Genomic DNA, 26,298 nt, shown 5'->3' with positions numbered 1-26,298 from the left:
CTGATCCTCAACTAATTTTTGAATTTATTTTAATGATGCTATCGTTTCCAACTTCATTCGTCTCGATCACTAATGTTTCACCTTCCATGTCCATTGATACCAGTAACTTCAAAAACCCGGATAAAGCATTTGACATCCCGGAGCTTCGAGATATATCCAATATATTTAATTCATCGTCAAATTTTTTGCTTTTTAAATAGTTAAAAATGATTTCATCATTGCAATTATTTGAACCATAAATTAAATTTTTTGTTATTCCGTCATTTAAATCTTTTTCTAAGTTCATAATGATTTTATCCCTATTATCTTCAGTATGTTGGAAACTATTTATATTTTCTATATTTGGATAGTTATTTTCATCTTTTTCTATAATAAACGAAATTGCGCCTGTAACAGCATTTACTTTTTTTTGAAGGTTCCCTTGTTGATAAATGGATCCTGCTTCGTTTCCCTCAACAGCAGTCACAATGGCAATATCAATAACATTATTATTTATGTATGAAACTGCCATTTTCAAAGCGTCTATTCCAGAAAGATTTCCTGAAATTACAGTTGAGTTTAAGCCTGTTATTCCATAAACAATGGAAGCCCATCCGGAAATATTATTTAATACAGAACTAGAGAATTTAACCGGACTCACAAAATCCGGAGAAGCTTCATAGACATCTGTCATAAAATGATAAGCGGCATCCAAAGGGTTTAATGTACTTCCCACAAAAACACCGATTCTTTCTGGAGAATGTTCACTGTATCTGCTTCCCGCATCTGTAATTGCCTCACTTATTGATGCAATTGCTAAATTAGTTGCTTTTGTTAATGAACGGAGTCCTTTATATTTAACATACTGTTTTATATCAAAATTCTCAGGTTCAAGGATACCGTTTATCTCTACGTTATTTCTTATGCTTTCCACGCTTATTGTTTCAGAAAGAACTTTACCTCTTCCAATAATATTCATTTTACTCATCTCCATTTTTAGCAATTGTCTCTGAATTTCTTGAAAATGATGCTGGAATTGGCGCCGCCAAAAGCGTAAGAATTATTCATAGCATACTCAATAGGAAATGACCGTTTATTATTTGGAATACAATCAACATCACAATTTATATCTTTTAGTTCAAAGTTTATTGTTGGAGGTGCAACGTCTTCTTTTACAGCGTTACAACATACAATCGCTTCAAGAAGACTTGCAGCCCCCATAGAATGACCTATCATGGACTTAATTGAACTCATCGGCACTTTTTTATTAAATAATTGGTTAACTGCAAACGACTCCGCTTTATCATTAGCTTGAGTACCTGTACCATGAGCGCTGATGTAATCTACATCATCAGTTGTAATACCAGCCTTTTTTATAGCTTTTTCCATGGCTTGTATTATCCCTGTCGAATTAGGATGCGGCGCAGTGATATGATAGGCATCACATGAAACTCCATACCCTTTAACTTCTGCCAGGATATTAGCACCTCTTTTTTGGGCGTGTTCTAATTCTTCTAATACTAAACAGCCCGCTCCTTCAGCAACAAGCATTCCATCTCTGTGAGCATCAAATGGTTTACATTCTTTTGCTGCAATAGCCTTTAATCGGTTAAACCCGTAATAAGCAATAGTCGAGAAAGGATCTTCTCCTGCTGTAAAACAGATAGATTGTTCTCCGTTTCTGATCTTTTCATAGCCTTGAATAATTGCATAATTACCTGCAGAACAAGCATTTGCAACAAGCATTGTCTCTCCTTGTAACTCAAATTCTCTGCAGGCATTTGCTAATAACGTATGCAAGAATCCTTGATCTAAAAGATGTTGAGGGCTAGCTTCTTCCAAATGACGATTATAGTCAGTTTTTTCAATGGATATTTCACCCATAGTGGTTCCAACATATAAATCTGCCATTTTATAAGTTTCAGGCTTCAATTCAGCATTTTTGATTGCATCATACATACTTGCAATTAATAATTGAGAACCTCTTCCAATTGACTTATAATCGTTAACTTTAATCCATTCAGAAGCATTGAAGTTATGAATTTGACCGCCATACTTAGGATCCAATAATTGAAGTCCGTCTTTTTGAATAGGTGAAATGCCGGACTCTCCACTCAAACAAGATCTCCAAAAATCTTTTGAATTAAGGCCTATCGAAGTAATAGCTCCTGTACCGGTTACTACAACTCTTTTCAAATTATTCATCTCCCACAAGTGTAAAGGTCAATTCTCCCGATGCGCATTTAGAATCATCTACTTTCACTTCAGCTTTCACAATTGCAGCCTTACTAATTTTCTTTATTATATTTAATGTAATAATCATTTGATCTCCCGGTACAATTGGCTTTTTAAATTTCACATTTGTGTGGTAAAGGAGAGGAAGAGTTTGTTTTGTTTCTTCTGAATTTTCGTTCTGTGAAAACAAAAGAATAGCTGCTTGAGCAATCGCTTCTGTGATATACACACCCGGAAATATCTTCTTTTCAGGGAAATGCCCTTGGAAGCACGGTTCATTTCCTGATACATTTTTCATAGCTGTTATGTAAGTTTCATTAGCCTCAATCACTCGATCTATCATTACAAAAGGGTATCTCTGCGGTAATTTCTCTAAAACCTCATCATGCGACAATGAATTCATATTATTTTTCCTTTATTCTTTCTTCAATAATTGAAATAATATTATTTACTGTGGTGAAGTTTTGTAACTCTTCTTCCGGTATTTTTATTTGAAACTCCTTTTCGACACAGGCTAAGATTTCTAAAGCCATCATTGAGTCAGCATCTAATTCTTCAACCAGATCTGTATCATCCTTTATTTCTTCTGGTTCCACTTCCAAGATTTCCGCGATCATTCCCACTAGCTTTTCTTTTTTTTCTACACTAATTAATGTTTCCAGACTCATTTAGCTCCATCCCTTTCATTAAATAAATTCCGATATATTTACTACCTTTTCGCTTACTTTCATCACGTTAAGTTTCATAGGACATTGGTATGATTTCTCTCTGTATAATCTGAAATCACCGATTTGTTTAAACCCTATTTTTTCGTACATTTTTTTAGATTTCTCTCTGCTCTGCAAGAGAAGATGAGTAATATTTTCAGAGATAATAATATCTTTCACTGTTTCAAATAGAAGGTTCATTACTTTACCTTTCATTGAAATCGTTTTAGTAAAAGATGTTTCTAACACGACTAATCTCATGACTTCTGCATATTTTTCATTCTCTTGCGGTATCAAATTATGAGTTTGTTCAACCTCTAATAATTCATCATCTTTTTTTACAATTAAAGTCATAAACCCAACTAATAAATTGCCTTCATAACAACCGATTTGGTAAGCATGATCATCAGAATGATCCTTTAATAAACCGTCCTTATAATTTTCAGCAGGCACTGATTTTTCCTGTTCAACAAAGATTTTATATCTCGTTGCATATAGTTCTTTTTTCTCTTCTTCGGTTTCTAAGATCTTTACTTTTAACATTATTACCCCTCCCTTTGTCCCGTCTCAAGATTGAATCCTGATTCTGTAACTCTTTAAAAAGTTTACTCTGTCTACGCTTTAGCTGAAGTGCATCACAGTATTTTTTGAGGTGTATCAAAAACAGAACATCAGTGAAAATAGTATATTCTGCCTCTATTTAACCAATATTTTCTTCTCTACATAAAAATATCAAAATATTGACTCAGATGAAATCCGTAAATCCCGCCAAAGAACTGGCGCGATGTTGCCAACTTATTATTGTTAATTGCAGGTTTTTAGAGGCGATTATCAATTTAGGAAATTTGAGTAATTAAAAAAATGAGTTATTAAGAAATAACTAACAAAAAAGGGATAGTATATTATACTTTTATCTAGATTAAAAACAAGGAAAACGATATAATATTCCATAAGGACCATATTATAGATATATATTATAACCTTCTTACCAATGATCAGGATCTACATCATTTTAGAAATAACTAAAGCCCAAAGCAGATATCTTATAATCGATCCTTTTCTATTTTAATTTATAACCAAAGAGAAAAACGTTTTAACACATTATTGTTACAACTACTTTTCCAATGAATGGAGTAAATCAGTTGAAAATCAAAGTATTGCTGTTAGATGATCATATGATGATGGTACAAGGTATTAAACAATTGCTAGAACACGACAGAGTTATTGAAGTAGTTAGCACTTTATCAAATCCTGCAGAGATATATGATGAAATTGACCACCATCGCCCCAATATTCTAATTATTGATATTAGGATGAAATCTTACAACGGAATCTCCTTGACAAGAAACATTAAGAAAACATTTCCGGAGTTAAAAATTGTAATTTTATCCGGTTATGAGTATGATGAATATATATATGCAGCATACAATGCCGGAGCGGCTGCTTATGTAAAGAAAGAAAATTCAATTAATGAACTAATAACTGCAGTCAAACAATCTTTTGCAGGAAACCATGTATTTCCTCAACATGCTGTCAAGGGCTGCTGCATGTATAACTTAAGGATTAAAAAATAGCAACTTTCTTACAAATGAAAGGAGTAAAGATATTTATTATCTTTACTCCTTCTTCTTAGTAACAGTTAACTGCACCCTTAGAATAAAGCACAGCCACACACTCCACATGATTCGTATGCGGGAACATATCCACAGGCTGCACTTCGCGCGTCACGTACCCGCCATCCTCAAGCACCCGCAGGTCTCTTGCAAGCGTTCCTGGATTGCAGGACACGTACACCACCCGCTTCGGTTTCATCTCCACAATCGTCCGCAGGAGGGCTTCGTCGCAGCCTTTTCTTGGCGGGTCGACGACGAGGGTGTCGGCCGTGATGCCTTCTTCATACCACTTTGGAATCACGGTTTCCGCTTCCCCGACCGCGAACTCAGCGTTTGTGATGCCGTTGAGCTCAGCGTTTCGTTTCGCATCTTCAATTGCTTCTGGCACAATCTCTACACCGTACACTTTTTTCGCCTGCTTCGCCAGGAATAGAGAAATCGTTCCGATGCCGCAGTAGGCGTCGATGACGGTTTCTTCTCCTTGCAGCTCCGCGTACTCAAGCGCTTTGTCATAAAGCACTTTTGTTTGCTCTGGGTTAACCTGATAGAACGATCTTGCGGAGATGGCGAATTTGACGTCTCCGATGAGGTCGTAGATGTATTCTTCGCCCCAGATGACGTTTGTTTCGTTCCCAAAGATGACGTTTGTTTTGTTTGGGTTGATGTTTTGCACGATGGATTTGACGTGCGGGAATTGCGCTGTGATGTCTTCAATGATCTTCGCTTTGTGCGGGAAGTCGTTCGTTCTTGTAATGAAGACGATCATCATTTCTCCCGTTACCACGCCGTATCGAACCATAATATGGCGGAGCCAGCCTCTGTGGCGTTCTTCGTTGTAGGCTTTGACACCGTATTTGGCGCAAATGTCTTTGACGGCTTGGACGGTTTCGTCGTTTTTGGATTGCTGGATCAGGCAGGCGCTCATGTCGATGATGTCATGGCTTCTTTGCTGATAGAATCCGGCGACGAGTCCGCCTTCTCGTTCTCCTACCGGCACCTGCGCTTTGTTTCTGTAGTTCCAAGGGTCTTCCATGCCGAGTGTCGGGTGTACGGTGACGTTTGACAGGTCCAGCTTGCCGATCCGTTCTAAGACGTCTTTGACTTGTTTCTGTTTAAACAAGAGCTGGCCTTCGTAGGTCATGTGCTGAAGCTGGCAGCCTCCGCATTGCTTGTAGATCGGACATGGGGCGTCAGTTCTGTGCGGGCTTTCTTCCTTCAGCTCGATCAGGCGGCCGAAAGCGAACCCTTTTTTGACGCGTGTCACTTTGATTTGTGCTTTTTCCTCCGGCAGACCATTTGGCACAAAGATTGGGAAGCCTTGGATCTTTGCGACGCCCGCTCCTTCGTGGGTCAAATCCTCAAATGTCACGTCGTAGTATTCGTTTTTTTCTACTGGGGGTTTCATTTTCATCTATAATCACCTCTAGTTTTAAGCGAAAGAAAAACTTGGCCTGTACAAGCCAAGTTTTTAGTCATCCAGCTGTTCCGCTTTCTCCTTCGGCATGACGACGTGAATGTGTCGATACAGATTCACGAATTCGCCCGGCAGCATGCCGCCGTACTCGCCGTCCAGGTTCAGCTGCATCTTTTCTGATACATTGACTTTCACGCGGTTCGCTTTTGTATAAATAATGTGCTGGTCGTTGATGTGTTCGCCGCGGAGCGCCATCGTTGCGACCCTGATAAATTCAGCAAGGTTTGCTTTCTTTAATATCATCAAATCAAACATGCCGTCATTCAGGCTGGAATCCGGTGCGAGTTTTTCGAACCCGCCGACGGAATTTGTCAGCGTGACCAAAAACAGCATGATTTCACCTTGAAACAGCTTGCCGTCATATTCAATCTCGACTTCTGTCGGACGAAGTGAAGGCAGCATTTCCATTCCCTTTAAATAATAAGCAAGCTGGCCGAGCATCGTCTTGAGTTTGCTAGGCACGTCGTACGTCAGCTCCGTCAGACGTCCTCCTCCGGCGATATTGATAAAATACTGGCCGTTCACCTGTCCGATATCAATCGGGCGGGCAACACCGTTAATGACCGTATCTGCCGCTTTTAAAATATCCTCGCGCGGAATATTGAGCGCTCTGGCGAAGTCGTTCGTTGTGCCGACAGGAATGACACCGAGTGTCGGACGGTTGTCTAAAGGCGCAAGCCCGTTGACGACCTCGTTGATCGTTCCATCTCCGCCTGCTGCAACGATTAAGTCAAACTCACGCAATGCCGCTTCCTTGGCGGCGTGCGTAGCGTCTCCTGCGCATGTCGTGGCATGGGTGGAGGTTTCATAGCCGGCTTGTTCAAATTTTTGCAGGACCTGGGCAAGATGCTTTTTAAAGATCTCCCGTCCTGAAGTCGGATTGTATATTATGCGTGCACGTTTCATTATCTCATCATCCTACTTAAGAGTATCCGATCCATTTTTACACTAACAACCTTTAATTATACTATGAGTTAAAAAAATCGCAACAAAATGTACATAATCTTACAGGTGAAAACGCACAAAAGCTCAAAACTGATTCTTGTTTTGAGCTTTTGTCATCCTTAACATTCTTTCAGCTTGATTGAAAACCTTTGTAGTCTAGGAAGGGGGAGCATTGGAGCGGAGCGAATGTAGAATTCGTGAGCACCGACGCGCAGACCTGACAACGAATGCGAGGGTTTTTCAACAAGCTGAAAGCCTCAGCAGAGCTGAGGCTTTTTGTTTTTTTACTCTTCTTCCGTTCCCGGTTTTTTCTTGCGGAACTTCGCCAATACTTCGTATACGATTGGCACGATTAAGAGCGTCAGAAGCGTCGAACTGATTAAACCGCCGATAACGGTTACGCCGAGTCCTTTTGAAATGACCTGGCTTCCGCCTTCGAATCCGAGTGCTAACGGAATCAAGGCGCCGATTGTCGCGATGGCTGTCATCAGGATCGGACGGAGTCGTGTAGAGCCGGCTTCGAGGAGCGCTTCTCTCGTAGACAGTCCTTCCGCTTCCTTGTGGATGACGCGGTCAATTAAGACAATGGCATTCGTAACAACGATACCAATCAGCATAAGCATACCGATCATTGCGTTCAGACTGATCGTTTCACCTGATACATAAAGTCCGACCAGGGCACCGATGACTGTGAACGGCAATGAGAACAGAATCGCAAATGGCGCTAGTGCTCCGCCGAATGTAATCACAAGCACGAGATAGACGATCGCAATCGCTGCAAGCATCGCTAAACCGAGCTTCGTGAAGGAATCAGCGATATCTGCTGATACGCCGCCTGTATCAATCGATACGTTATCAGGAAGGTCAAGCTTATCAATTTTCTTCTGGACATCAGCTGATACAGCTGTAACGTTGTCTGTTGTCACTTCACCTGTGACATCTGCATAGACTTTTCCGTCACGTTTTGACACTGTATCGGATGTTGATCCTTCTTTCACTTTTGCAACATCGCCAATTTTGACTTCCTGGCCAGTTGCAGAAGTGATCTTTTTGTTCTCTAAATCTTTCACACTCTTATACTCGTCTTTTTCAGTCTTAATGTTCACATCAAGCTCTTTGCCGTCTTTTTTCACGGTTGTGAGCGGTTCTTGTGATGTTTGTGTCATTAAGGCCTGAGAAATTTGAGACGCCGTTAAACCAAGTTTGCTTAATTTTTCTTGGTCAGCGACAAATGTGTACTCATCATATGTGCTGGAAAGGCCTGAGCTTACGTTTTTCAGATCCTTTTCATCTTTCATGACTTTTTCAATGTCTTTGACCGTGTCTTTAATGTCGTTTTCAGTATCGCCATACACATAGTATGTTAATTCATTGTTATTGCCTGAAGAGCTGAAGTCCTGTGACTTCCATTCTCCGCGGTCAGATTGCTTTTGGATTTCCTTCAGCACGTTGTCTTTTTCTTTATCAAAGTCTGGCGTGTCGCTTTCATATTTGATATAGAATAACGCACCGTTAGAATCTCCTCCGGCAAGCGGGCTGCCAGAGCCTAATGAATACTGAACCGTATCGACATGCTTGCGGTCAAGCAGGATTTTTTCCGCTTTTTCAGCTTCTTTTTCGGCTTCTTTTTTCGTTTCACCCGGTTCTGGGCTATATGTGAGCTGCATCGTTTTTTCTTCCTGGGACGGCAGGTAGCTGGCACCGATTAACGGTACAAGGAACAAGCTTCCAAGGAGCATAAGAACAGCGATGATAGACGTGATCCATTTATGGCTCAGCGCCCAGTTCAATACTTTTTTATAGATGTTTGCAAGTCTGCCAGGTTTGTGTTCTTTCGCTTTGACCTGCCCGCCCGTTAATGATTTTTTGAACAGGCTGTGCGCAAGCATCGGCACAAGCGTGATCGAAATCACCAGGGATGCGGCAAGCGCAAATACGATCGTTAAAGCAAATGGAATAAACAATTCACCGATTTGTCCGCCTACAAGTGCGAGCGGCAGGAATACTGCGATTGTCACGATCGTTGATGACATGATCGGTTTAAACATTTCCTTCGTCGCTTCACGAACCAAAGCTTTTCCGCGGAGCGGCTCATCTTTGAGTCTCATGCGGCGGTAAATGTTCTCGATCACAACGATAGAGTCATCGACAACCCGTCCAATCGCAACTGTCATCGCACCGAGCGTCATGATATTCAGTGTGATATCAAGCTGTTGCAGCACAAGAAGTGCGATCAGCAATGATAATGGAATAGAAATAATCGAAATTAATGTTGATTTGATATCTCTTAAGAATAAGAGAATAATCACAATCGCAAAAATAGCGCCGAAAATGGCTTTGCTTAACATCGTTTCAACTGACTGTGTGATCGGCTCTGCCATATCGAGTGTTGCGCTGTAGTCGAAGCCTTTATGGTCTTCTTTAAACTTCTTCAGCTCAGCTTTGACATCGTCAGCAACCTCTACTGTGTTTGCATCGTTTGCTTTGACGATGTTAATGCCGATACTGTCTTTGCCATTTGTGCGTGAAACAGATTCAGCTTTTTTCACATCTTTCATTGTGGCAATGTCAGAAAGCTTGACCGTCGGCACGTCTGTGCTTGCGCTTTGCTGCGCCTGTGCTGCCGTGCTTTGAGCTGCTTGTGCACTCTGCGCTGCCGCTTGAGATGCTGCGCTGCTGCCTGCACTTGAAGCAGATGCCGTCGGGATTCTCATATTCTTCAAATCTTTGATTGTTTCAATATCGCCGCTTACGACAACAGATTTTTCTTTATTTCCGAATGTGTACAATCCAAGCGGAGTTGTCACATCTGAACCTTGAATCACTTGCTTGACTGTATCTTCATCAAGGCCGTATTCTTTCAGTTTGTCTTCTTTGAAAGAGAATTCAACCTCTTCCACCTGCTGGCCTGATACTTGGACTGAAGCAACGCCTTCTATGCCTTCAAGCTTAGAAACGAGGCTGTCCTCCACTTGTTTCGTCAGTTCTTGCAAGTTGTCTTTGTCACTGGACACGCTCAGCGTCAGAATCGGGAAGGAGTTCAAGCTGTAGCGTGAAATTTCCGGGTCCTTCGCGTCATCAGGCAGGCTGACGTTTTCTAATGCTTCAGCCGCTTCTGTTTTGGCTTTGTCCATATCTTTCTCATAGTCATATTCAATCATGACCGACGATGCGTTTTCATAGGACGTCGAAGTCACAACACTGACCCCGTCCAAATTCTGCACCGCTTGTTCAACCGGTTTGGTCACCTCATCAGCCACCTGGCTTGGCGTCGCGCCCGGATATGTCGTGCTGATCGTCAAGTAAGGCATGTTCACGTCAGGAATGGATTCTTGCTTCATATTCATACCCGCATACAAGCCGGCTGCTGTTACAATAATCGTCATCAGCCATACGGCGAATTTGTTTTTCAGAACGAAATTAATAACGTGATTCATCATATCCTCCATTACATTTTTAATTGACTGACTGGTCATTCTATATAATACTAAACGTTATAACGCAACAACGTCAACTCATATACCAGAAAATTTTACTAAATTTTTCAAGGATTAAGGGGAAGCACGTCATGAATGAGAAAAAAGAGAAAATCATAAAAACAAGCATTCATTTATTTGCGAAAAAAGGATTTGCAGCTACGACGATCCAGGAAATCGCCAGTGAATGCGGCATCTCAAAGGGCGCTTTTTATTTGCACTTCAAATCAAAAGAAGCGCTGCTGTTATCTGCCTGTGAATATTATATTGGCATGTCTATGAAAAAAATGAAGAATATAGAAGAGGATCTCGCCGGTAACCCGCCTAAAGAAGTATTAAAAAAGCAAATCGGCGCTCAATTTGAAGATTTTCGTGATCATAAAGATTTTATCGTTCTTTTGCTTACCGAAAATATCGTTCCGGAAAATCAAGAAATCAAGCAATACTTTTACAACATAACAGCGGAGACGGATAAACTGTACCGAAGCGCATTGCTGGCGTCCTATGGCGAAGGAATCGAGCGGTACGTCGCAGACCTTTCCATTATGGCAAGAGGCATTGTGCATTCCTATATGAATGTGATGGTATTTAACGGAGAGCTCAACATTGATGCAGAAGAAATCTCAGCCTTTATCATCGAGAGGCTGGATGACCTCGTACAGGGACTGAGCCGTTCAACCCTCAATCCAATTGTGCCAAAAGACATTTTCAGACCGATGTCTGCGGGAAAAGACCAGCTGCTTGAGAACATACAGAAAGTGAAAGAAAATAGCACGTTGCCTGAGGATATCACCGTATCGCTGGAGGTCATCGAGGAAGAACTGTCTCAGGTTAAACCGCGCAAGCCGATTATTAAAGGCATGCTGTCCAATTTAACCGGAACCACCGATAAAGAAGTTGAAAAGCTTCGGACCCTGATTTCTGTCTTCATCTCGATTTGACCGTAAAAAAAAGCAGCCCCTGCGGGCTGCTTTTTTATTAGCGTTTTTTTATTTCTTCAAGCAGGATTTTGTTGACCATCGGCGGGTTGGCTTGTCCTTTGGACGCTTTCATAATCTGTCCGACAAGGAAGCCGATCGCACGGTCTTTCCCGTTTTTAAAGTCTTCGATTGATTGAGGATTGTTGTCAAGCGCCTCTGTGACAAGCTTCAGAAGCACACCTTCGTCAGAAATCTGAACAAGGCCTTTCTCTTTCACAATCTTCTCAGCGTCGCCGCCTTTTTCAATCAATTCCTTAAACACTTTCTTCGCGATCTTAGAAGAAATGGTTCCTTTTTCAATCAACTTGATCATGCCGGCAAGGCCTTCAGGTGTCAGCGCTACGTCAGCAAGCTCTTTTTGCTCAGCGTTTAGGTAAGCTGACACTTCACCCATCAGCCAGTTAGACGCTTGTTTGGCTTCAGCGCCTTTTTGAACGGTTTCTTCGAAGAAATCAGCCATTTCTTTTGTCAGCGTCAGAACCATCGCGTCATATGCAGGCAAGCCAAGCTCTTCGATATAACGCTTGCGGCGCTCATCCGGAAGCTCAGGAATACTTGCTTTTACGCGCTCCTTCCATTCATCATCAATGTAGAGCTCGACAAGGTCTGGCTCCGGGAAGTAACGATAGTCGTCAGATCCCTCTTTGACACGCATGAGAATGGTTTTCTTCGTTGCTTCATCATAACGGCGCGTTTCCTGCTGGATGACGCCGCCGGAAAGAAGAACCTGCTCTTGGCGTTTTTCTTCATGCTCAAGGCCTTTTTGAACAAACGCAAAGGAGTTCAAGTTTTTCAATTCTGTTTTTGTGCCGAATTCCTCTTGGCCGATCGGGCGAAGAGAGATATTGGCATCACAGCGAAGTGAGCCTTCTTCCATTTTACAGTCGGAAACGCCTGTATATTGGATGATGGATTTCAGCTTTTCAAGATACGCGTACGCTTCTTCCGGCGTGCGGATATCCGGCTCAGATACGATCTCAACAAGCGGCGTTCCCTGGCGGTTAAAGTCAACAAGAGAATAGCCGTCGCCTGTATGCGTCAGTTTTCCGGCATCCTCTTCAAGGTGAAGACGTGTGATGCCGATGCGTTTTGTTTTTCCGCCGACTTCAATTTCGATCCAGCCGTTTTCGCCGATCGGCTTATCAAATTGAGAAATCTGATACGCTTTCGGGTTGTCAGGATAGAAATAGTTTTTGCGGTCGAACTTCGTATCCGTTGCGATCTCACAGTTGAGCGCCATAGCGGCTTTCATTGCGAATTCAACGGCTTCTTTGTTCAGGACAGGCAGGACACCCGGGTATCCGAGGTCAATGACGCTTGTCTGCGTATTCGCCTCCGCGCCGAATGGCGTTGGAGAGCTTGAGAAAATTTTTGATTTTGTTTTTAACTCAACGTGGACTTCAAGTCCGATTACCGTTTCAAAGTTCAATTCTTTTCACCCCTTACAATTCAGGTTTTGCTTTATGATGGTCTGTCGCTTGTTCAAATGCATGAGCAACACGGTATACAGTGCTTTCATCAAAGTGTTTTCCGATGATTTGCAGGCCGAGCGGAAGTCCGTCTGCTAATCCGCATGGCACACTGATTCCCGGTACGCCGGCAAGGTTGACCGGAATCGTTAAGATATCGTTTGCGTACATTGTGAGCGGATCTTTCGTGTTTTCACCGATTTTAAACGCAGGTGTCGGCGTAGTCGGTCCGACAATGACATCATATTTCTCAAATACGTCTTCGAAATCTTTCTTAATCAACGTACGCACTTTTTGCGCTTTTTTGTAGTACGCATCGTAGTAGCCTGAGCTTAAAGCAAACGTTCCAAGCATGATGCGGCGTTTGACTTCATTTCCGAAACCTTCAGCGCGCGTTTGCTTGTAAAGGTCGATCAGGTTATCCGCATTGTCTGTGCGGTAGCCGTAGCGGATGCCGTCAAAGCGTGCAAGGTTCGCTGATGCTTCAGAAGATGACAGCAGGTAATATGTCGCAAGCGCGTATTTACTGTGCGGAAGAGACACTTCTTCCCATGTAGCGCCGAGGCCTTCAAGGACTTTTAGCGCTGCCAGGACAGATTCTCTCGCTTCTTTGCCAACACCTTCACCAAGGTATTCTTTCGGAACGGCGATTTTCAGTCCTTTGATGTCGCCAGTTAATGAAGAAAGAAAATCAGGCACGTCCACATTGGCACTCGTGGAGTCCATTTTGTCTACACCGGAAATCGCTTGAAGTAAAAATGCGTTATCCTCAACCGTACGGGTAATCGGACCAATTTGGTCTAATGAAGACGCAAATGCGACCAGTCCGTAACGAGATACACGTCCGTATGTAGGCTTTAATCCGACAACGCCGCAGAAAGATGCCGGCTGACGGATGGAGCCGCCTGTGTCAGATCCAAGAGAAAACGGAACTTCTCCCGCAGCAACCGCAGCCGCTGAACCGCCGCTTGAACCGCCGGGAACTGTTTCTAAGTTCCAAGGGTTTTTCGTCAGCTTGTAAGCTGAGTTTTCGGTAGATGATCCCATGGCGAATTCGTCCATGTTCAGTTTGCCGATTGTGACTGCTTCAGCGTCTTGAAGGCGCTGAACGACAGTAGCGTCGTAGATCGGATCGAAGTTTTCAAGAATTTTGCTGGAGCATGTTGTGCGCAGCCCTTTTGTTACGATATTATCTTTTACGCCGATCGGCATACCGAATAGAAGACCATGCTCAGAACGGCCGTCAACCGCCTCATCAAGCTCCTTCGCGTATGCGCGTGCTCTTTCTTCATCTAATGCCAAGAAGGCTTGTACCTTATCATCAACCGCTTGGATGCGTTTATAAGATTCGTCAACCAGATCAGAAATCTTAATCTCTTTTTTATGTATGAGCTGTTTTAATTCTGTGATTTTATGATCAAATAATGACATTCTTGTATCCCTCCTTTAGTCCAGAATTGATGGCACACGAATATAGCCGTCTTTATGGTCAGGCGCATTTTTCATGACATCCTCAACCGGAAGACCTTTACCCGCTTCATCTTCTCTCATGACATTTTTCATTTTCAGCACGTGAGTTGTAGGCTCCACATTGTCTGTGTTGACCTCATTCAGCTCCTCGGCAAAGGAAATGATGCTGTCGAGCTGTTCAGTGAACATCTTTGCTTCTTCTTCAGTAATCGCAAGTCGTGCAAGGTGCGCAACGTGCTTTACTTCTTCTATTGAAATTCGTGACATATGATCCACCTCCACATATTTCTCCGTTAAGTCATATAATACTGATCATATCAAAAACAAGCCCTCTAAAGCAACAAAACGCCTTGGAACAGGCCTGTGTTTTCGAGACAATACCCTATATATTTTATACTAAAAAGAAGCAAAGGAGAAACGAAATATTTTTCTGAATATTTTTACTTTTACTAATTTATGAAAGCGCTTTATCTACTAGTCCCTTCTAGGTTTACAATGGTATTTCTCACTGCTGCTCCAGGTTTCATCGCTTGAATGGCCGGGAATACTTTGTTAGGTTAAGTTAACAAGTGCGCACCTGCAAATGAATGACTTTAGGGCTGCACTTGCGCCAGGCTGCTTAACTGGCACCATCAATTTGAGAGGTGATGCAACATTATTAGAACTGAAGAGAGGGTAAAATGTGAGTATTGAAATTATTATATCGTTAGGAATTTACTTTACTGCCATGCTGTTAATCGGCTGGTACTCGTTTAGGAAAACAACTGATATCAACGATTACATGCTTGGAGGAAGAGGTCTCGGACCGTTTGTCACAGCTTTGTCTGCCGGAGCGGCGGATATGAGCGGATGGATGCTGATGGGAATTCCAGGGGCAATGTTTGCGACAGGCTTGTCGACATTATGGCTTGCACTCGGTTTGACAATTGGCGCGTATTCGAACTATCTTCTTTTGGCTCCCCGTCTTAGAGCTTATACAGAAGCGGCGGATGACGCGATTACGATTCCGGATTTCTTTGATAAACGATTCCAGCATTCTTCGTCAGTGCTGAAAATTGTATCAGCTTTAATCATTATGATCTTTTTCACACTGTATACTTCTTCAGGTATGGTATCGGGCGGACGATTATTTGAATCTGCTTTTGGAGCCGATTATACCCTTGGACTCCTGCTGACTGCAGGCGTCGTTGTGTTATATACACTGTTTGGCGGTTTCCTTGCTGTCAGTCTGACTGACTTTGTACAGGGTGCGATTATGTTTGCAGCACTAGTGCTTGTGCCGATCGTTGCTTTTACCCAGCTGGGCGGCGTTTCTCCTGCTTTGCATGAGGTTACAGCTGTAGACCCAAAGCTATTGGATATTTTTAAAGGCGCGAGCGTCATTAGCATTATTTCTTATTTGGCCTGGGGTTTAGGCTACTACGGCCAGCCTCATATCATCGTCCGTTTTATGGCGATTAAGCATATCAAAGATTTAAAACCTGCGCGCAGAATCGGTATGAGCTGGATGGTCATCTCCATTCTCGGTTCAACCGTAACGGGTTTAGTCGGCGTGGCTTACGCACATAAATTCGGAGTTGCTGTAAGTGATCCTGAAACGATTTTCATTATTTTTTCTAAAATATTGTTCCATCCGTTGATTACGGGGTTTTTGCTTTCTGCTATTTTAGCAGCCATTATGAGTTCGATCTCTTCTCAGCTTCTGGTCACAGCGAGCGCAATGACAGAGGATTTATACCGGACATTTTTCAGACGTGAAGCATCTGATAAAGAATTGGTCATGGCCGGCCGGCTGTCAGTATTGATTATCGCGGTCATTGCGATTCTCATGTCCTTGAATCCAAGCAGCACGATTCTTGATTTGGTTGGTTATGCGTGGGCCGGATTCGGTTCTGCTTTTGGGCCTGCCATTCTACTGAGCCTGTATTGGAAACGGATGACTGAATGGGGCGCCCTTTCTGCCATGGTGGTGGGGGCTGCGACAGTGTTAATTTGGATTACAACTGGTTTAGCTGACTCTACAGGTATTTATGAAATGATTCCAGGATTTTTCCTGAGTATGATTGCGGGTATTATCGGAAGCTTGATTACAAAACGTCCTGCAAAAGCCTCTTACCGTTTATTCGGTGTCATGGAAAAGCTGTTAAAACGCAAAAAGTAAGCAATAAGCCATCAAGCACCGCTTGGTGGCTTTTGTGCTCTTGTTTTGCTATAAATACTGTGAGAAAATCATATTTATTTAAAAACACCTTAGAGAAGGGGGAAGTTGCTGTTGAGCTGGTATATTGATCCTGATATATTATTAAAACTGGGCATTGCCACTTTGATTGGCATGGTCATCGGGCTTGAGCGCGAATTAAAAAATAAGCCGCTCGGATTAAAAACCTGTATCGTTATCGCCGTCAGCTCATGCATGCTGACGATCGTCAGTATTAATGCGGCATATCATTTCCCTAAATACTACCGCATCATGATGGATCCGCTGCGTCTGCCGGCACAAATCATCTCCGGCGTCGGGTTTATCGGAGCCGGTGTCATCTTGCGGAAAAGCAACGATGTCATTTCCGGCCTGACGACATCAGCTATGATCTGGGGGGCAGCAGGACTCGGGCTGGCAACGGGAGCCGGATTTTATAAAGAAGCGTTTGCCAGTCTTCTGTTCATCCTGATCAGCGTGGAGTTTCTCCCATGGGTGGTCAGAAAAATCGGGCCCGACCGCCTTCAGGAAAAAGACATCCGCATCAGAATGTCGCTTTCTGATAAAGACAAAATGACAGAGATTTTAAAAGAAATGAAAAGTAAAGATATCAAAACACACTCCGTTCGGATCGACGACCTGGGCGAAAAGGAATTTCCGATTATGGAAGTGAAGGTCCGCGTCCATAAAAACAGGTACACGACCGATGTCTACTATGACATTAAAGACATTGAAGGCGTAGTCGGCGTAAAGTGTGATACATTATAAAAGCCAATGGGACATGAACCCCATTGGCTTTTCGCTGTCATCGAAAAAAACATTGAAGTCTCTATTACTTTCAAATAAAATACATATTAGTAAATAAATATAATAAAAGGAGATGTTCCTCATTACCAAAGCCCGGTTTACAGTAACTGTCGCCCTCATTTTGACTGCTTTCTTAAGTATTTTTGCCATAACAGAATTCATATCCCCTCCTCAATCTCAATCATCCAAGAGCAGCAGCAAGAATCCTAAAAATATTATCTTAATCATCGGAGACGGAATGGGTATGCCAATGATTAACAGCTATAGGACATTAAAAAGCGAAAAGCTGAACACTCCCGTCCAAACAGCATGGGACTCTTATTTAACAGGCATGCAGATGACACATCCTAACGATCCCAGAGACAATATTACTGACTCTTCGGCGGCAGCAACCGCCATGGCAACCGGAACGAAAACATATAACGACGCCATTGCTGTAGACAACAATCATCAGCAGCTCAAAAGCGTAACAGAAGCTGCCAAAGAGAAAAAGAAGTCCGTCGGCTTCGTCGTGACTTCGGACTTAACCGACGCCACTCCCGCTGCTTTCGGCGTACATAACGTCTCACGGAAAAACTACACTGAAATTGCTGACCAATACTATGATGAACGGATTAATGGATCTCATAAGGTTGATGTTTTACTGGGAGGCGGAGCGAAATATTTCATTCGCAATGACCGAAATCTTGCTGAAGAATTCCAAAAAGATGGCTATCATTATGTGACCACAAAGCAAGACCTGAAAAAAAATCAGCACGATAAGCTGCTCGGACTGTTTGGAGAAGTAGAATTAGATAAATCAATTGACAGAGAGAACAGTACACCTTCTCTAAAAGACATGACAGAAGCGGCACTCACCCAGTTACAGAAGAACGAAAACGGTTTTTTTATGCTTCTGGAAGGAAGCAATATTGACAATGCAGCCCATGAAAATGACGTGGTGGGCGCTTTGAGTGAAATGGAAGATTTCGAGAAAGGTGTTCAAGCTGCTCTGGATTTTGCGAAAAAAGATAAAGAAACGCTGGTTATTATTACAGCTGACCACTCTACAGGCGGGTTCTCTTACGGCGCAGAGGGAATGACGCGCGAGACCGGCTATAAATGGGATCCTTCCCCAATCATCGCCGCTAAAAAAACGCCGGGCTATATGGCAGAAAAGATCGCTGAAGGCCAAGATGCCGAAAAAGTGCTCAGCACTTATATTGATATGAAGCTGACGGAAAATGAGATCAATCAGGTTAAAAACGCAACCTCACAATCGAATACAGCTGCTGTCCAAAAAAGCATTCAATTGATTTTTGATAAACGGTCTTTTTCAGGCTGGACGACGTTAGCCCACACCGGGGAAGACGTACCGGTTTATGCTTACGGTCCGGGAAAAGAAAAATGGAAGGGGCTTATCGACAATACGCAGCAGGCAAAAAACATTTTTGCTATTTTAGAACAAAAATAAAAAACTCCGGCTCACAGCCGGAGTTTTTTATTAAGGAGCGCCGCCCCAGAAAGGATCGGCGCAAATTTCTTAAGCTAACTTCGAAAAGTCAAATTCGGTTATCGGCGTTTGATTTTCGATATCGTTTCTGAATCCCTTCAGCATTTCTTTTTCTTCTTCTCCTATTGAATCAAGGTCAAACATTTGATGGAGCAATCCATAAATCAGCATATGGCGCAGGCGGAGGAAATCCGGGATTTTCTTGAGCCATTCGGCGGCAATTTCATTTTCCTCCCTGTACCCTTTCATAAAATGCGTCATAAATTCTTCTGTAAAGGCTGCTTTATTTTCATATGGAACAACCGGATACCATAGTACATTGTAGAGGAGAATGCTGATATCATTCACAAACCAGTTGTACCCGATGTCATCAAAATCAAATGTAGTGATCTTCCCATGATCCCAGTTAAAATTACCATGGTGAAGATCTGCGTGAACAAGGCCGTAGCTGTCACGGTTTTTTGGCAGTTGCCGCAACTCATTCATTAAATCGTCCGCCTGCTGAAAAACCTTTGTCTGATCTTCAGGGACATATTTTCTGAGCTTTAACTGCTCTTCTTCATCCCACTCTTGTCTTTTAAATCTAGGATTGCTCAGTTTATAGCTTTTTGTCAGGCTGTGCATCTTCCCTGTATATCTGCCAAGCTCGAAAAATAGGGTTTCGTTCCACTCAGATTCGTCTACTTTATGACCCGGCGCCTTTTCATACACTCTCAATAAAAATGCTCCGCCGTTTCCGTCCGGCACTTCCTCAACATCCTTACCGTTTAACGACGGGATTGGTTTGGCGACTGAAAGCCCGCCTTCAGCAAGATGATGGAGCCATTCCATCTCTCCCATAATATAATCCGGCGACCGGCGAATCGTGTGTGTAATCTTTAAAATATAAGATTCATTGTCTTTGGCAAACTCATACACATAGTTTTCCGCATCCGCTAAAAACTGCACTTGATCTCTAGTAAATCCATATATAACGGCAGCTTCTGCCAAAACCTTTTCTTCATCAAATATTGCTTTAATATCTTTATGCATGCTGATTCTCCCTCTTCATATATTTAGACAATTCCCTTATCGTGTGTTTTTTCGCAAGATTCAAATCATCAACATACCAGCCTTTCTTTTCCATCTCTACTTCCATTTTGACAGCGAGCAGCGAATTTCCTCCCAAATCAAAGAAATCGTTGTCAATTCCTACATAATCCAAGTGGAGAATTTCCTTCCAAATATCCGAGAGGATTTTTTGCTGTTCTGTCTCCGGTCCGCTATCTTCTGTTTCAGCTCCTAAATGTTCCTTCACTAACAGAGCCCGCAAATGCTCCGGCTGATTGGTATCTAAGGCCATTAAATATGGAGAATGCAAGGATTTTTCAGCATGCAGCACTTCCCAATGAGCGTTTGTGTTTTCCATTAAAGCGGATTGCAATACGCCATCAGCAATCACTTTCGCCTTTTTGCGAGGCGCGGGTTGTAAAGAGGACGCCCATTCGATATGTGCGCTTTGATCCTCTACCTCATCGACGGATATGTGATAAACCGTTTTTAACGGGCCTGCCTCTTCCTTAAAGCGATGCTCAGCCAAAAACTCAGAAAAAGCCCGGTTCTTTTCTGATTTCTTATACTTCAAGGACAACGTCGCAAGCTGTTTATCCCGTGCATATGAAGCAAGGCCTGACAGCACTTTATGTTCAATTCCTTTGCCTAGTGCGCGGCAGCTGAGCAGAAAAGTATCTAGCTTTAATGAATCTTCTGTTCGGATTCCCATGATTGCACCGACGATGCCTTCATCACTGAATCTGTCCGCTGCTTCAACGATCCAGCCGATATGGCCGTCCGTATTGAGCCGCTGGGCAAGCTGCTCCTCACGATAGACTGACGGATTCATATTGAACTGATTAATTCTCGCACTCATTTGAGCAACTCGCGGCAAATGCTCTTCTGTCATCTCAGTCAAGGCGATACGCAGGTGTAAGCCGGAAAGAAATTCTTCAAGCGAACGGGACGTATTCAAATCTATTTTTCTTTCTTGCGCGGCCAAATATCGTTCCGTGCGCTTTTGATCAGCTTCTGTCACTCTGAATCTGTCAAATGCCCAGACATGTTCTAAGAACATCGGAATAGAATCTGTATCAGACGGCAGAAGCAAGGTCAGAACCTCTGGCAGGCGTTCGTTCATTTCCAGGCATTGAGCCGGATCATCATCTAAGAATATGAACCGATCCACTGAAATGTTCAGCTCATCGGCCATTTCTTTCGTGTTTCTGGCTTTCTCATTCCAATTAATGCGTGACAGGACAAAGTCCTCTTTCTTCAAAATCATATCTGGATGACGTTCAAACACATTCCAGACGTCTTCTTCATTATTTCTGCTTGAAAGCACAAGGAGCAGACCCTCTTCTTGTTTCTTCTTTAAAAATTGCTGCAGCGCTCGGTGGGCAGGAGTAATAATGACTCCTTCCGCACCAGCTTCAGACACGGTACCGCTCCACAAAGTGCCGTCACAATCGATGGCGGCCGCTTTAAATGACGGTTTGAGCCATGCTGCAAACTCACGTGCCACCCGTGTTCCCATCGCCGCATAAAATTCTTCAGTAAACGGTATTCTTGCCGCTCTTTCACTTTGCGGGTCAAATATGGCATCAAGCTGGTATGTTTGATGCAGCTGGCGGAGATCAATCAAATGTATATCCGTTTCTCCAGCAAGCTGCGCGATCCAATTCTGCTGGGATTGCACAAGGATGTCCCGGAGCTCCTGCTCTTTCACATTTTCCAGCGGCAGCAAGCCAATGAAATAAGGCACTTCCTTTTTCTTTTGTTTCATGATGGCGAGCAGTTCATCTGAATTATATTGAACGTCAGCCATTCTTTCTTCCAAAGAAAGACCCGAATCCCCCGCCATATCCTCAAGGCGAATCAACAGCAGATTGGCACCGTTTTTTTGCCGTGACAGCAAGCTTTCTTCATTAAGCAATTCTTGAAACACCTGACCGTAAGGAGACAGCTTTATATCTAGATTGATATCAAACTGTTCGCCCCACCATTTTAGGTAAGGCACAATCGGATCAGCCGTAAAATTAGAACAAATGGTTAATGGGCACGAGATGACTCGGTTTGACTCTCTCTCCCTTTTCCGCTCGGCCTCTTCCTGCTCTTTTTGGCTCAGCACCGGAATGTCCTTTATGCGTTTTTCAGGCTCTTCTGCAGCTTTTTCAGCAAGAGAGATAAAATGAGAAACAAATGCCTGCATGGATTCATGAGTGAAAAGCGACCGGTTGTATTGAAGCACACATTTAAGCTCTCCCGTCACTTCCTTCACGACGTCCATTTTCATATCAAGCTTTGAAATGCCCTTTGCGAATTCGTATGTTTCAAATGTTAATCCGCCAGCCTCTATTTTTATATTCGGGTCATACTCATTATGATAGATCAGCATGGTATCAAAGAAAGGGTTGCGGTTTGGCTTGATCACCGGCTGCAGCGCTTCTGCCATTTGATCGTATGGATAATCCTGATGGTCATAAGCTTCAAGCAGAGTTTGTTTTGTGTGTTGAAGGTTGCCGGCAAACGACTCTTCAGGATTCAAATGAATTTTGATCGGCAAAAAGTTAGTAAACATGCCGATCGTATTCTCAATATCCGCATGACGCCGGCCTGCCACCAATGACCCAATCATCAGCTCCTGCTGTTTTGTATAGCTGGACAAAAGCATGGCATATAGCTGAAACAGCATGACATTGTTGGTCAGCTGCTGCGCCTCTCCGATTTTCTCAAGCTTTTCTAAAACACGAGGCGGGATTGTAAACTTAATTGCCCTGCCTAAAAAGCTTTGTTCTTTTCGTTCATAATCAAGAGGCATATTCAGCACAGGCACTTCACCCTCAAGCTGCTTCAGCCAATACTCTTTTTGGCGTTTAAACATGTCACTATTAAAAAATGTCTGCTGCCACTCCGCATAATCTTTATATTGAATGATTTTTTCCGGGAGCTGTTCCCCTCTATATAATTGGGTAAATTCTTTTATAAAAATATTCATCGAGGCGCCGTCCGCCACAATATTATGCATATCAACAAGCAACGCATGTTTTTCTTCCTCAATTTTGACGAATTTCACCCGAATTAATGGAGAGACCTTAAGATCAAATGGCCGTATAAATGAACTGATTTCGTCATCAAGCTCATCCATTTTCGCTTCGGTTTGTTCGATCGAAAAATCAAAGTTCTGATGGACTCTCTGCACAGGTTCTCCATCCTTAATTTCAAACGTTGTACGCAGTGTTTCATGCCTTTCGATCAGCTTTTTGAATGTATCCTCGAAGTGGGCGGCATCAATTTTTCCGAAGCACAAAAGAGCCATCGGCATGTTATATGTGGTGACTTGCCCGATTCTCTGATGAATCAAATACGTTCTCCGCTGTGCCGCTGACAGCCTGTATACGTCTTTTTTCTCTGAAGGCTGAATGGATGTATATTGATTTCGGTCAGAGCGCTCAATAAGTGCGGCAAGCGCACGGATTGTCGGGTGCTGGAACACGTCGCTTAGCGTAAGCTCCGCTCCAAATTCCTTGTGAATGCGGGAAATCAGACCAGTGGCGTTCAATGAATGCCCGCCTGTTTCAAAGAAATGGGTATCTAATGTGACACGTTTGACTCCGAGAATGTCCTTCCACATAGCAGCCAAGACCGCCTCTGTCTCATTAAATTGAACATCTGATTCTGTATCCGCTGTCTGCCCGTCATTTGCTTGCTCAGGAACCAAAAGCTGAAAATTTTCTGCCACCGGTGTTCCCGACTGTTCATTTGTCCGGCCAATCCAATATCTTTCTCTTTCGAAAGGATACGTTGGAAGCGGAATAAGCTGGCATTGCTCCTGATCATAAAAAGCTGTCCAATCGACCGGCACCCCGTGCAGCCACATCTCACCCAGTCTGCTCAGCAAGTAACGGTAATCAGAAGCTGCCTCCTTTGGATGCCTCATCAGCTGGATTGCAATGTGCTGCTTGTCCTCTGCCTGATACAATTTGCTGACAAACGAACGCAGTGCATTTCCAGGGCCGACCTCTATAAAAATTGGATCCAGCTCTTCTTTTAAGCGTTTTGCGCAGTTCATAAATCTGACGGTCCCCCGCAAATGATCAGCCCAATATGACGGATCTCCAGCTTCCTCATCAGTGATCCAGTCTCCTGTTACATTTGAGACAAACGGGATCTTTTGTTTTTTAAATTGATAGGCTGAGAGCTTTTGTTTCATGCTTTCTAAAACCGGTTCCATCATATACGAATGGAAGGCATGTGATGTATGAAGCTTTCTGCAGCTGTGTCCTTCCGCGTTCAGCTTCCTTTCCAATGCATCAATCGCACTTGATTCTCCTGATACAACACATGAATCCGATGCATTCACAGCAGCGATTGAAATGGTTCCGTCTGTATACGGTTTGATGTCTGCTTCGCTTAAGGAAACGCTAAGCATAGAACCGGACGGCAGATTTTGGAGTGCAGCCCCTCGATAGCTGACGATGTCAAGAGCATCTTCCAATGAGAGCACACCCGAAATGGCTGCAGCCGTATATTCACCGATGCTGTGTCCCGCCATTGCTTTCGGCTTAATTCCCCAGTGGATCAGCATTTTTGCAAGTGAATATTCGATACAGAACAGCAGAGGCTGCGTATATTCAGTTTGGTTAATCAGTTTTGCATCATGCTGATTATTGTCAGAGAAAAGCACCGTACGCGGATCTGTGTCCATATGATTTTTTAATATGTCAAAACAGGCATCGAGCTCTTCTTTAAAAATGGGTACAGTATCGTAAAGCCCTTTAGCCATATCAACATACTGCGCCCCCTGTCCCGGAAAAAGAAAAACAACGGGCCGGCTTGCAGATTGAGAGCTGCCGGTTTTAACAGACTCATAGTCATTTTCATGAATAGCCTGAAGAAGCTCAGGCACATCCGCTGCCACAATCGCTTTTTTATAAGGAAACGAATGACGCCCTACTTTGAGGGTATATGCCGCGGCTGCCAAATTGGCATGCGGATTTTTCACAAAATAGTTTGACAGCCGGTCTGTCATGTTGTTTAAAGCGGCCGGTGTTTTGGCTGACAGCAATAAGAGTTCAGCGTCATGTCTATCCGCTGCTTTTTGCTGTGCCGGCGCTTCCTCTAATATGACATGGGCATTTGTTCCCCCAATGCCAAATGAGCTAACACCCGCTCTGCGCGGGAACTCATTTTCTTCCCAAGGGGTGAGTTTCGTATTGACGACAAATGGTGATTGCTCAAAATCGATTTTGGCGTTTGGCTTTTCGAAATTCAGAGTCGGCGGAATCACTTTATGCTTTAAGCTTAGAACTGCTTTCATAAATCCAGCCACACCAGACGCATCATTTAAATGACCGATGTTGGATTTGACAGAACCAATTCTGCAGTAGCCGCGACGGTCCGTTTGGTAAGCTTGTTTTAATGCTTCAATTTCTATCGGATCACCAAGTGTCGTCCCTGTGCCGTGAGCCTCGACATAGGTAATGGTTTCAGGCTCCACCTCGGCCATGTGCAAGGCTGTTTTGATAGCTGTTACCTGGCCTTTGGTGCTCGGCGCTGTATATCCAACCTTTCTGCTGCCGTCATTATTGATCGCAGTACCTTTTATTACAGCATAAATATGATCTCCGTCTGCTTCAGCATCTTCAAGCGTTTTCAAAATGACCGCTCCTGCCCCGTCTCCAAATACTGTGCCTGCCGCCTCATCATCAAAGACGCGGCAATGCCCGTCTGGAGAATGGATCATACCTTCTTGGTAGAGATACCCGGATTTTTGCGGGAGGCGGATAGAGACTCCGCCTGCAACCGCCATATGGCAGTCCCCATTTAACAAAGCCTGAGCAGCAAGGTGAATAGAAACCATCGAGGTTGAGCAAGCAGTCTGCACCATCATGCTCGGCCCTTTCAGGTTAAGCTTATAAGAAATAAGTGTTGCCATGTAATCTCTCATATTCAAAACAGCTGTTTCCAGCGTCTTTGAGTCTTCTCCAGACTTTGCCCCCTGAAGAGCCCTCAGCACCCATTCTGCATTGAGGCCCGCTCCGGTATAAAGGCCGATCTGCCCTTTGTAAGTGAAAGGATCGTAGCCAGCATCTTCCAAGGCGGTCCACACGCATTCATGAAAGATACGGAACTGCGGATCCATCATGGCAGCTTCCTTCGGCGTATAATCAAAGAAGCCGGCATCAAACAGATCTACATCCTCCACAATTCCTTTTGCTTTGACAAATCGCGGATCATTCAGCAGCTCTTCATTAACGCCCTCTTCTCTCAGCTCCTCATCAGTGAAAAAAGAAATCGTCTCTTTCGCATTTTTTAAATTGCTCCAAAACTCCTGCATGTTTTTTGCTCCCGGAAATCGGCCTGCCATACCGATTACCGCAATTTCAGCTCCATGATTCGCATAATGAGAATTACTCATT

The 26,298-nt window shown here is 43.4% G+C and carries 17 protein-coding genes and 1 pseudogene; 5 read left to right on the top strand and 13 right to left on the bottom strand.

Annotated elements, in window-relative coordinates; genetic code table 11:
* Positions 1–7 precede the first annotated feature (7 nt).
* From M0696_RS03865 to M0696_RS03845, 5 genes are read right to left on the bottom strand one after another with little or no spacing between them, the layout of a single operon-like run.
* A complete protein-coding gene (locus tag M0696_RS03865; RefSeq protein ID WP_166853997.1) occupies positions 8–958 on the bottom strand; it encodes a beta-ketoacyl synthase N-terminal-like domain-containing protein in 951 nt (316 codons plus the stop codon).
* 17 nt (positions 959–975) lie between these two features.
* A complete protein-coding gene (locus M0696_RS03860; RefSeq protein WP_136803699.1) occupies positions 976–2,175 on the bottom strand; it encodes a beta-ketoacyl-[acyl-carrier-protein] synthase family protein in 1,200 nt (399 codons plus the stop codon).
* A gap of 1 nt (position 2,176) precedes the next feature.
* Positions 2,177–2,617 carry a 3-hydroxyacyl-ACP dehydratase FabZ gene (fabZ, locus tag M0696_RS03855; protein WP_166853999.1) on the bottom strand — a complete coding sequence of 147 codons (441 nt, stop codon included), beginning with the start codon at positions 2,615–2,617 and terminating at the stop codon, positions 2,177–2,179.
* A 1-nt stretch (position 2,618) separates the two neighbouring features.
* The gene (locus tag M0696_RS03850; RefSeq protein ID WP_015239331.1) at positions 2,619–2,882 is read right to left on the bottom strand and encodes an acyl carrier protein; all 264 of its coding nucleotides are present in this window, start codon (positions 2,880–2,882) and stop codon (positions 2,619–2,621) included.
* Between the two features lie 18 nt (positions 2,883–2,900).
* Positions 2,901–3,464, bottom strand: coding sequence for an N-acyl amino acid synthase FeeM domain-containing protein (locus tag M0696_RS03845; RefSeq protein WP_222143742.1), 564 nt, complete (start codon positions 3,462–3,464; stop codon positions 2,901–2,903).
* 599 nt (positions 3,465–4,063) lie between these two features.
* Here M0696_RS03845 and M0696_RS03840 point away from each other — a divergent pair.
* Positions 4,064–4,495, top strand: coding sequence for a response regulator (locus M0696_RS03840; protein ID WP_248602519.1), 432 nt, complete (start codon positions 4,064–4,066; stop codon positions 4,493–4,495).
* 55 nt (positions 4,496–4,550) lie between these two features.
* Here M0696_RS03840 and rlmD read toward each other — a convergent pair whose 3' ends face one another.
* The 3 genes from rlmD to srfP all read right to left on the bottom strand — a co-directional run bounded on the left by rlmD (position 4,551) and on the right by srfP (position 10,390).
* Positions 4,551–5,945, bottom strand: a complete 1,395-nt coding sequence (rlmD, locus tag M0696_RS03835; RefSeq protein WP_248602518.1) for a 23S rRNA (uracil(1939)-C(5))-methyltransferase RlmD — start codon at positions 5,943–5,945, stop codon at positions 4,551–4,553.
* Between the two features lie 57 nt (positions 5,946–6,002).
* Entirely contained in the window at positions 6,003–6,914 is a 912-nt protein-coding gene (locus M0696_RS03830) for a diacylglycerol kinase (RefSeq protein WP_003219448.1), read from the bottom strand.
* A gap of 323 nt (positions 6,915–7,237) precedes the next feature.
* Positions 7,238–10,390, bottom strand: coding sequence for a surfactin resistance protein SrfP (gene srfP / locus M0696_RS03825; protein ID WP_248602753.1), 3,153 nt, complete (start codon positions 10,388–10,390; stop codon positions 7,238–7,240).
* A 131-nt stretch (positions 10,391–10,521) separates the two neighbouring features.
* Between srfP and M0696_RS03820 the strand changes: the two are divergent.
* Positions 10,522–11,380 (top strand): annotated as a pseudogene (locus tag M0696_RS03820) (TetR/AcrR family transcriptional regulator); the annotation flags it as partial.
* A gap of 27 nt (positions 11,381–11,407) precedes the next feature.
* Here the strand turns inward: M0696_RS03820 and gatB are convergent.
* From gatB to gatC, 3 genes are read right to left on the bottom strand one after another with little or no spacing between them, the layout of a single operon-like run.
* The gene (gene gatB / locus M0696_RS03815) at positions 11,408–12,838 is read right to left on the bottom strand and encodes an Asp-tRNA(Asn)/Glu-tRNA(Gln) amidotransferase subunit GatB (RefSeq protein WP_003219444.1); all 1,431 of its coding nucleotides are present in this window, start codon (positions 12,836–12,838) and stop codon (positions 11,408–11,410) included.
* A gap of 13 nt (positions 12,839–12,851) precedes the next feature.
* Positions 12,852–14,309: an Asp-tRNA(Asn)/Glu-tRNA(Gln) amidotransferase subunit GatA gene (gene gatA, locus M0696_RS03810; protein WP_003233901.1), complete on the bottom strand. Its 1,458-nt coding sequence runs from the start codon at positions 14,307–14,309 to the stop codon at positions 12,852–12,854.
* A 15-nt stretch (positions 14,310–14,324) separates the two neighbouring features.
* Positions 14,325–14,615 (bottom strand): Asp-tRNA(Asn)/Glu-tRNA(Gln) amidotransferase subunit GatC, encoded by a 291-nt coding sequence (gene gatC / locus M0696_RS03805; protein ID WP_003219442.1) that lies wholly within the window; start codon positions 14,613–14,615, stop codon positions 14,325–14,327.
* A gap of 415 nt (positions 14,616–15,030) precedes the next feature.
* Between gatC and putP the strand changes: the two genes are divergently transcribed.
* The 3 genes from putP to M0696_RS03790 all read left to right on the top strand — a co-directional run bounded on the left by putP (position 15,031) and on the right by M0696_RS03790 (position 18,805).
* Positions 15,031–16,509 carry a sodium/proline symporter PutP gene (gene putP, locus M0696_RS03800; RefSeq protein ID WP_166854003.1) on the top strand — a complete coding sequence of 493 codons (1,479 nt, stop codon included), beginning with the start codon at positions 15,031–15,033 and terminating at the stop codon, positions 16,507–16,509.
* 105 nt (positions 16,510–16,614) lie between these two features.
* On the top strand, positions 16,615–17,313 hold the full coding sequence (locus tag M0696_RS03795) for an MgtC/SapB family protein (RefSeq protein ID WP_248602517.1): 699 nt from the start codon (positions 16,615–16,617) through the stop codon (positions 17,311–17,313).
* Between the two features lie 112 nt (positions 17,314–17,425).
* Positions 17,426–18,805 carry an alkaline phosphatase gene (locus tag M0696_RS03790; RefSeq protein WP_282707826.1) on the top strand — a complete coding sequence of 460 codons (1,380 nt, stop codon included), beginning with the start codon at positions 17,426–17,428 and terminating at the stop codon, positions 18,803–18,805.
* Positions 18,806–18,874: 69 nt separating this feature from the next.
* Here the strand turns inward: M0696_RS03790 and M0696_RS03785 are convergent, their stop codons facing one another.
* Both M0696_RS03785 and M0696_RS03780 read right to left on the bottom strand, forming a co-directional pair.
* Entirely contained in the window at positions 18,875–19,876 is a 1,002-nt protein-coding gene (locus tag M0696_RS03785; protein WP_003240104.1) for a phosphotransferase enzyme family protein, read from the bottom strand.
* Positions 19,869–26,297 (bottom strand): type I polyketide synthase, encoded by a 6,429-nt coding sequence (locus M0696_RS03780; protein WP_248602515.1) that lies wholly within the window; start codon positions 26,295–26,297, stop codon positions 19,869–19,871. Before M0696_RS03780 ends, M0696_RS03785 begins: the two co-directional genes overlap by 8 nt.
* Position 26,298: the final 1 nt, after the last annotated feature.

The organism is Bacillus rugosus (assembly GCF_023238245.1).
Lineage (GTDB): Bacteria > Bacillota > Bacilli > Bacillales > Bacillaceae > Bacillus > Bacillus rugosus.
Note: the sequence above shows the minus strand (reverse complement) of the source record. Positions and strands in the feature narration are given on the sequence as shown.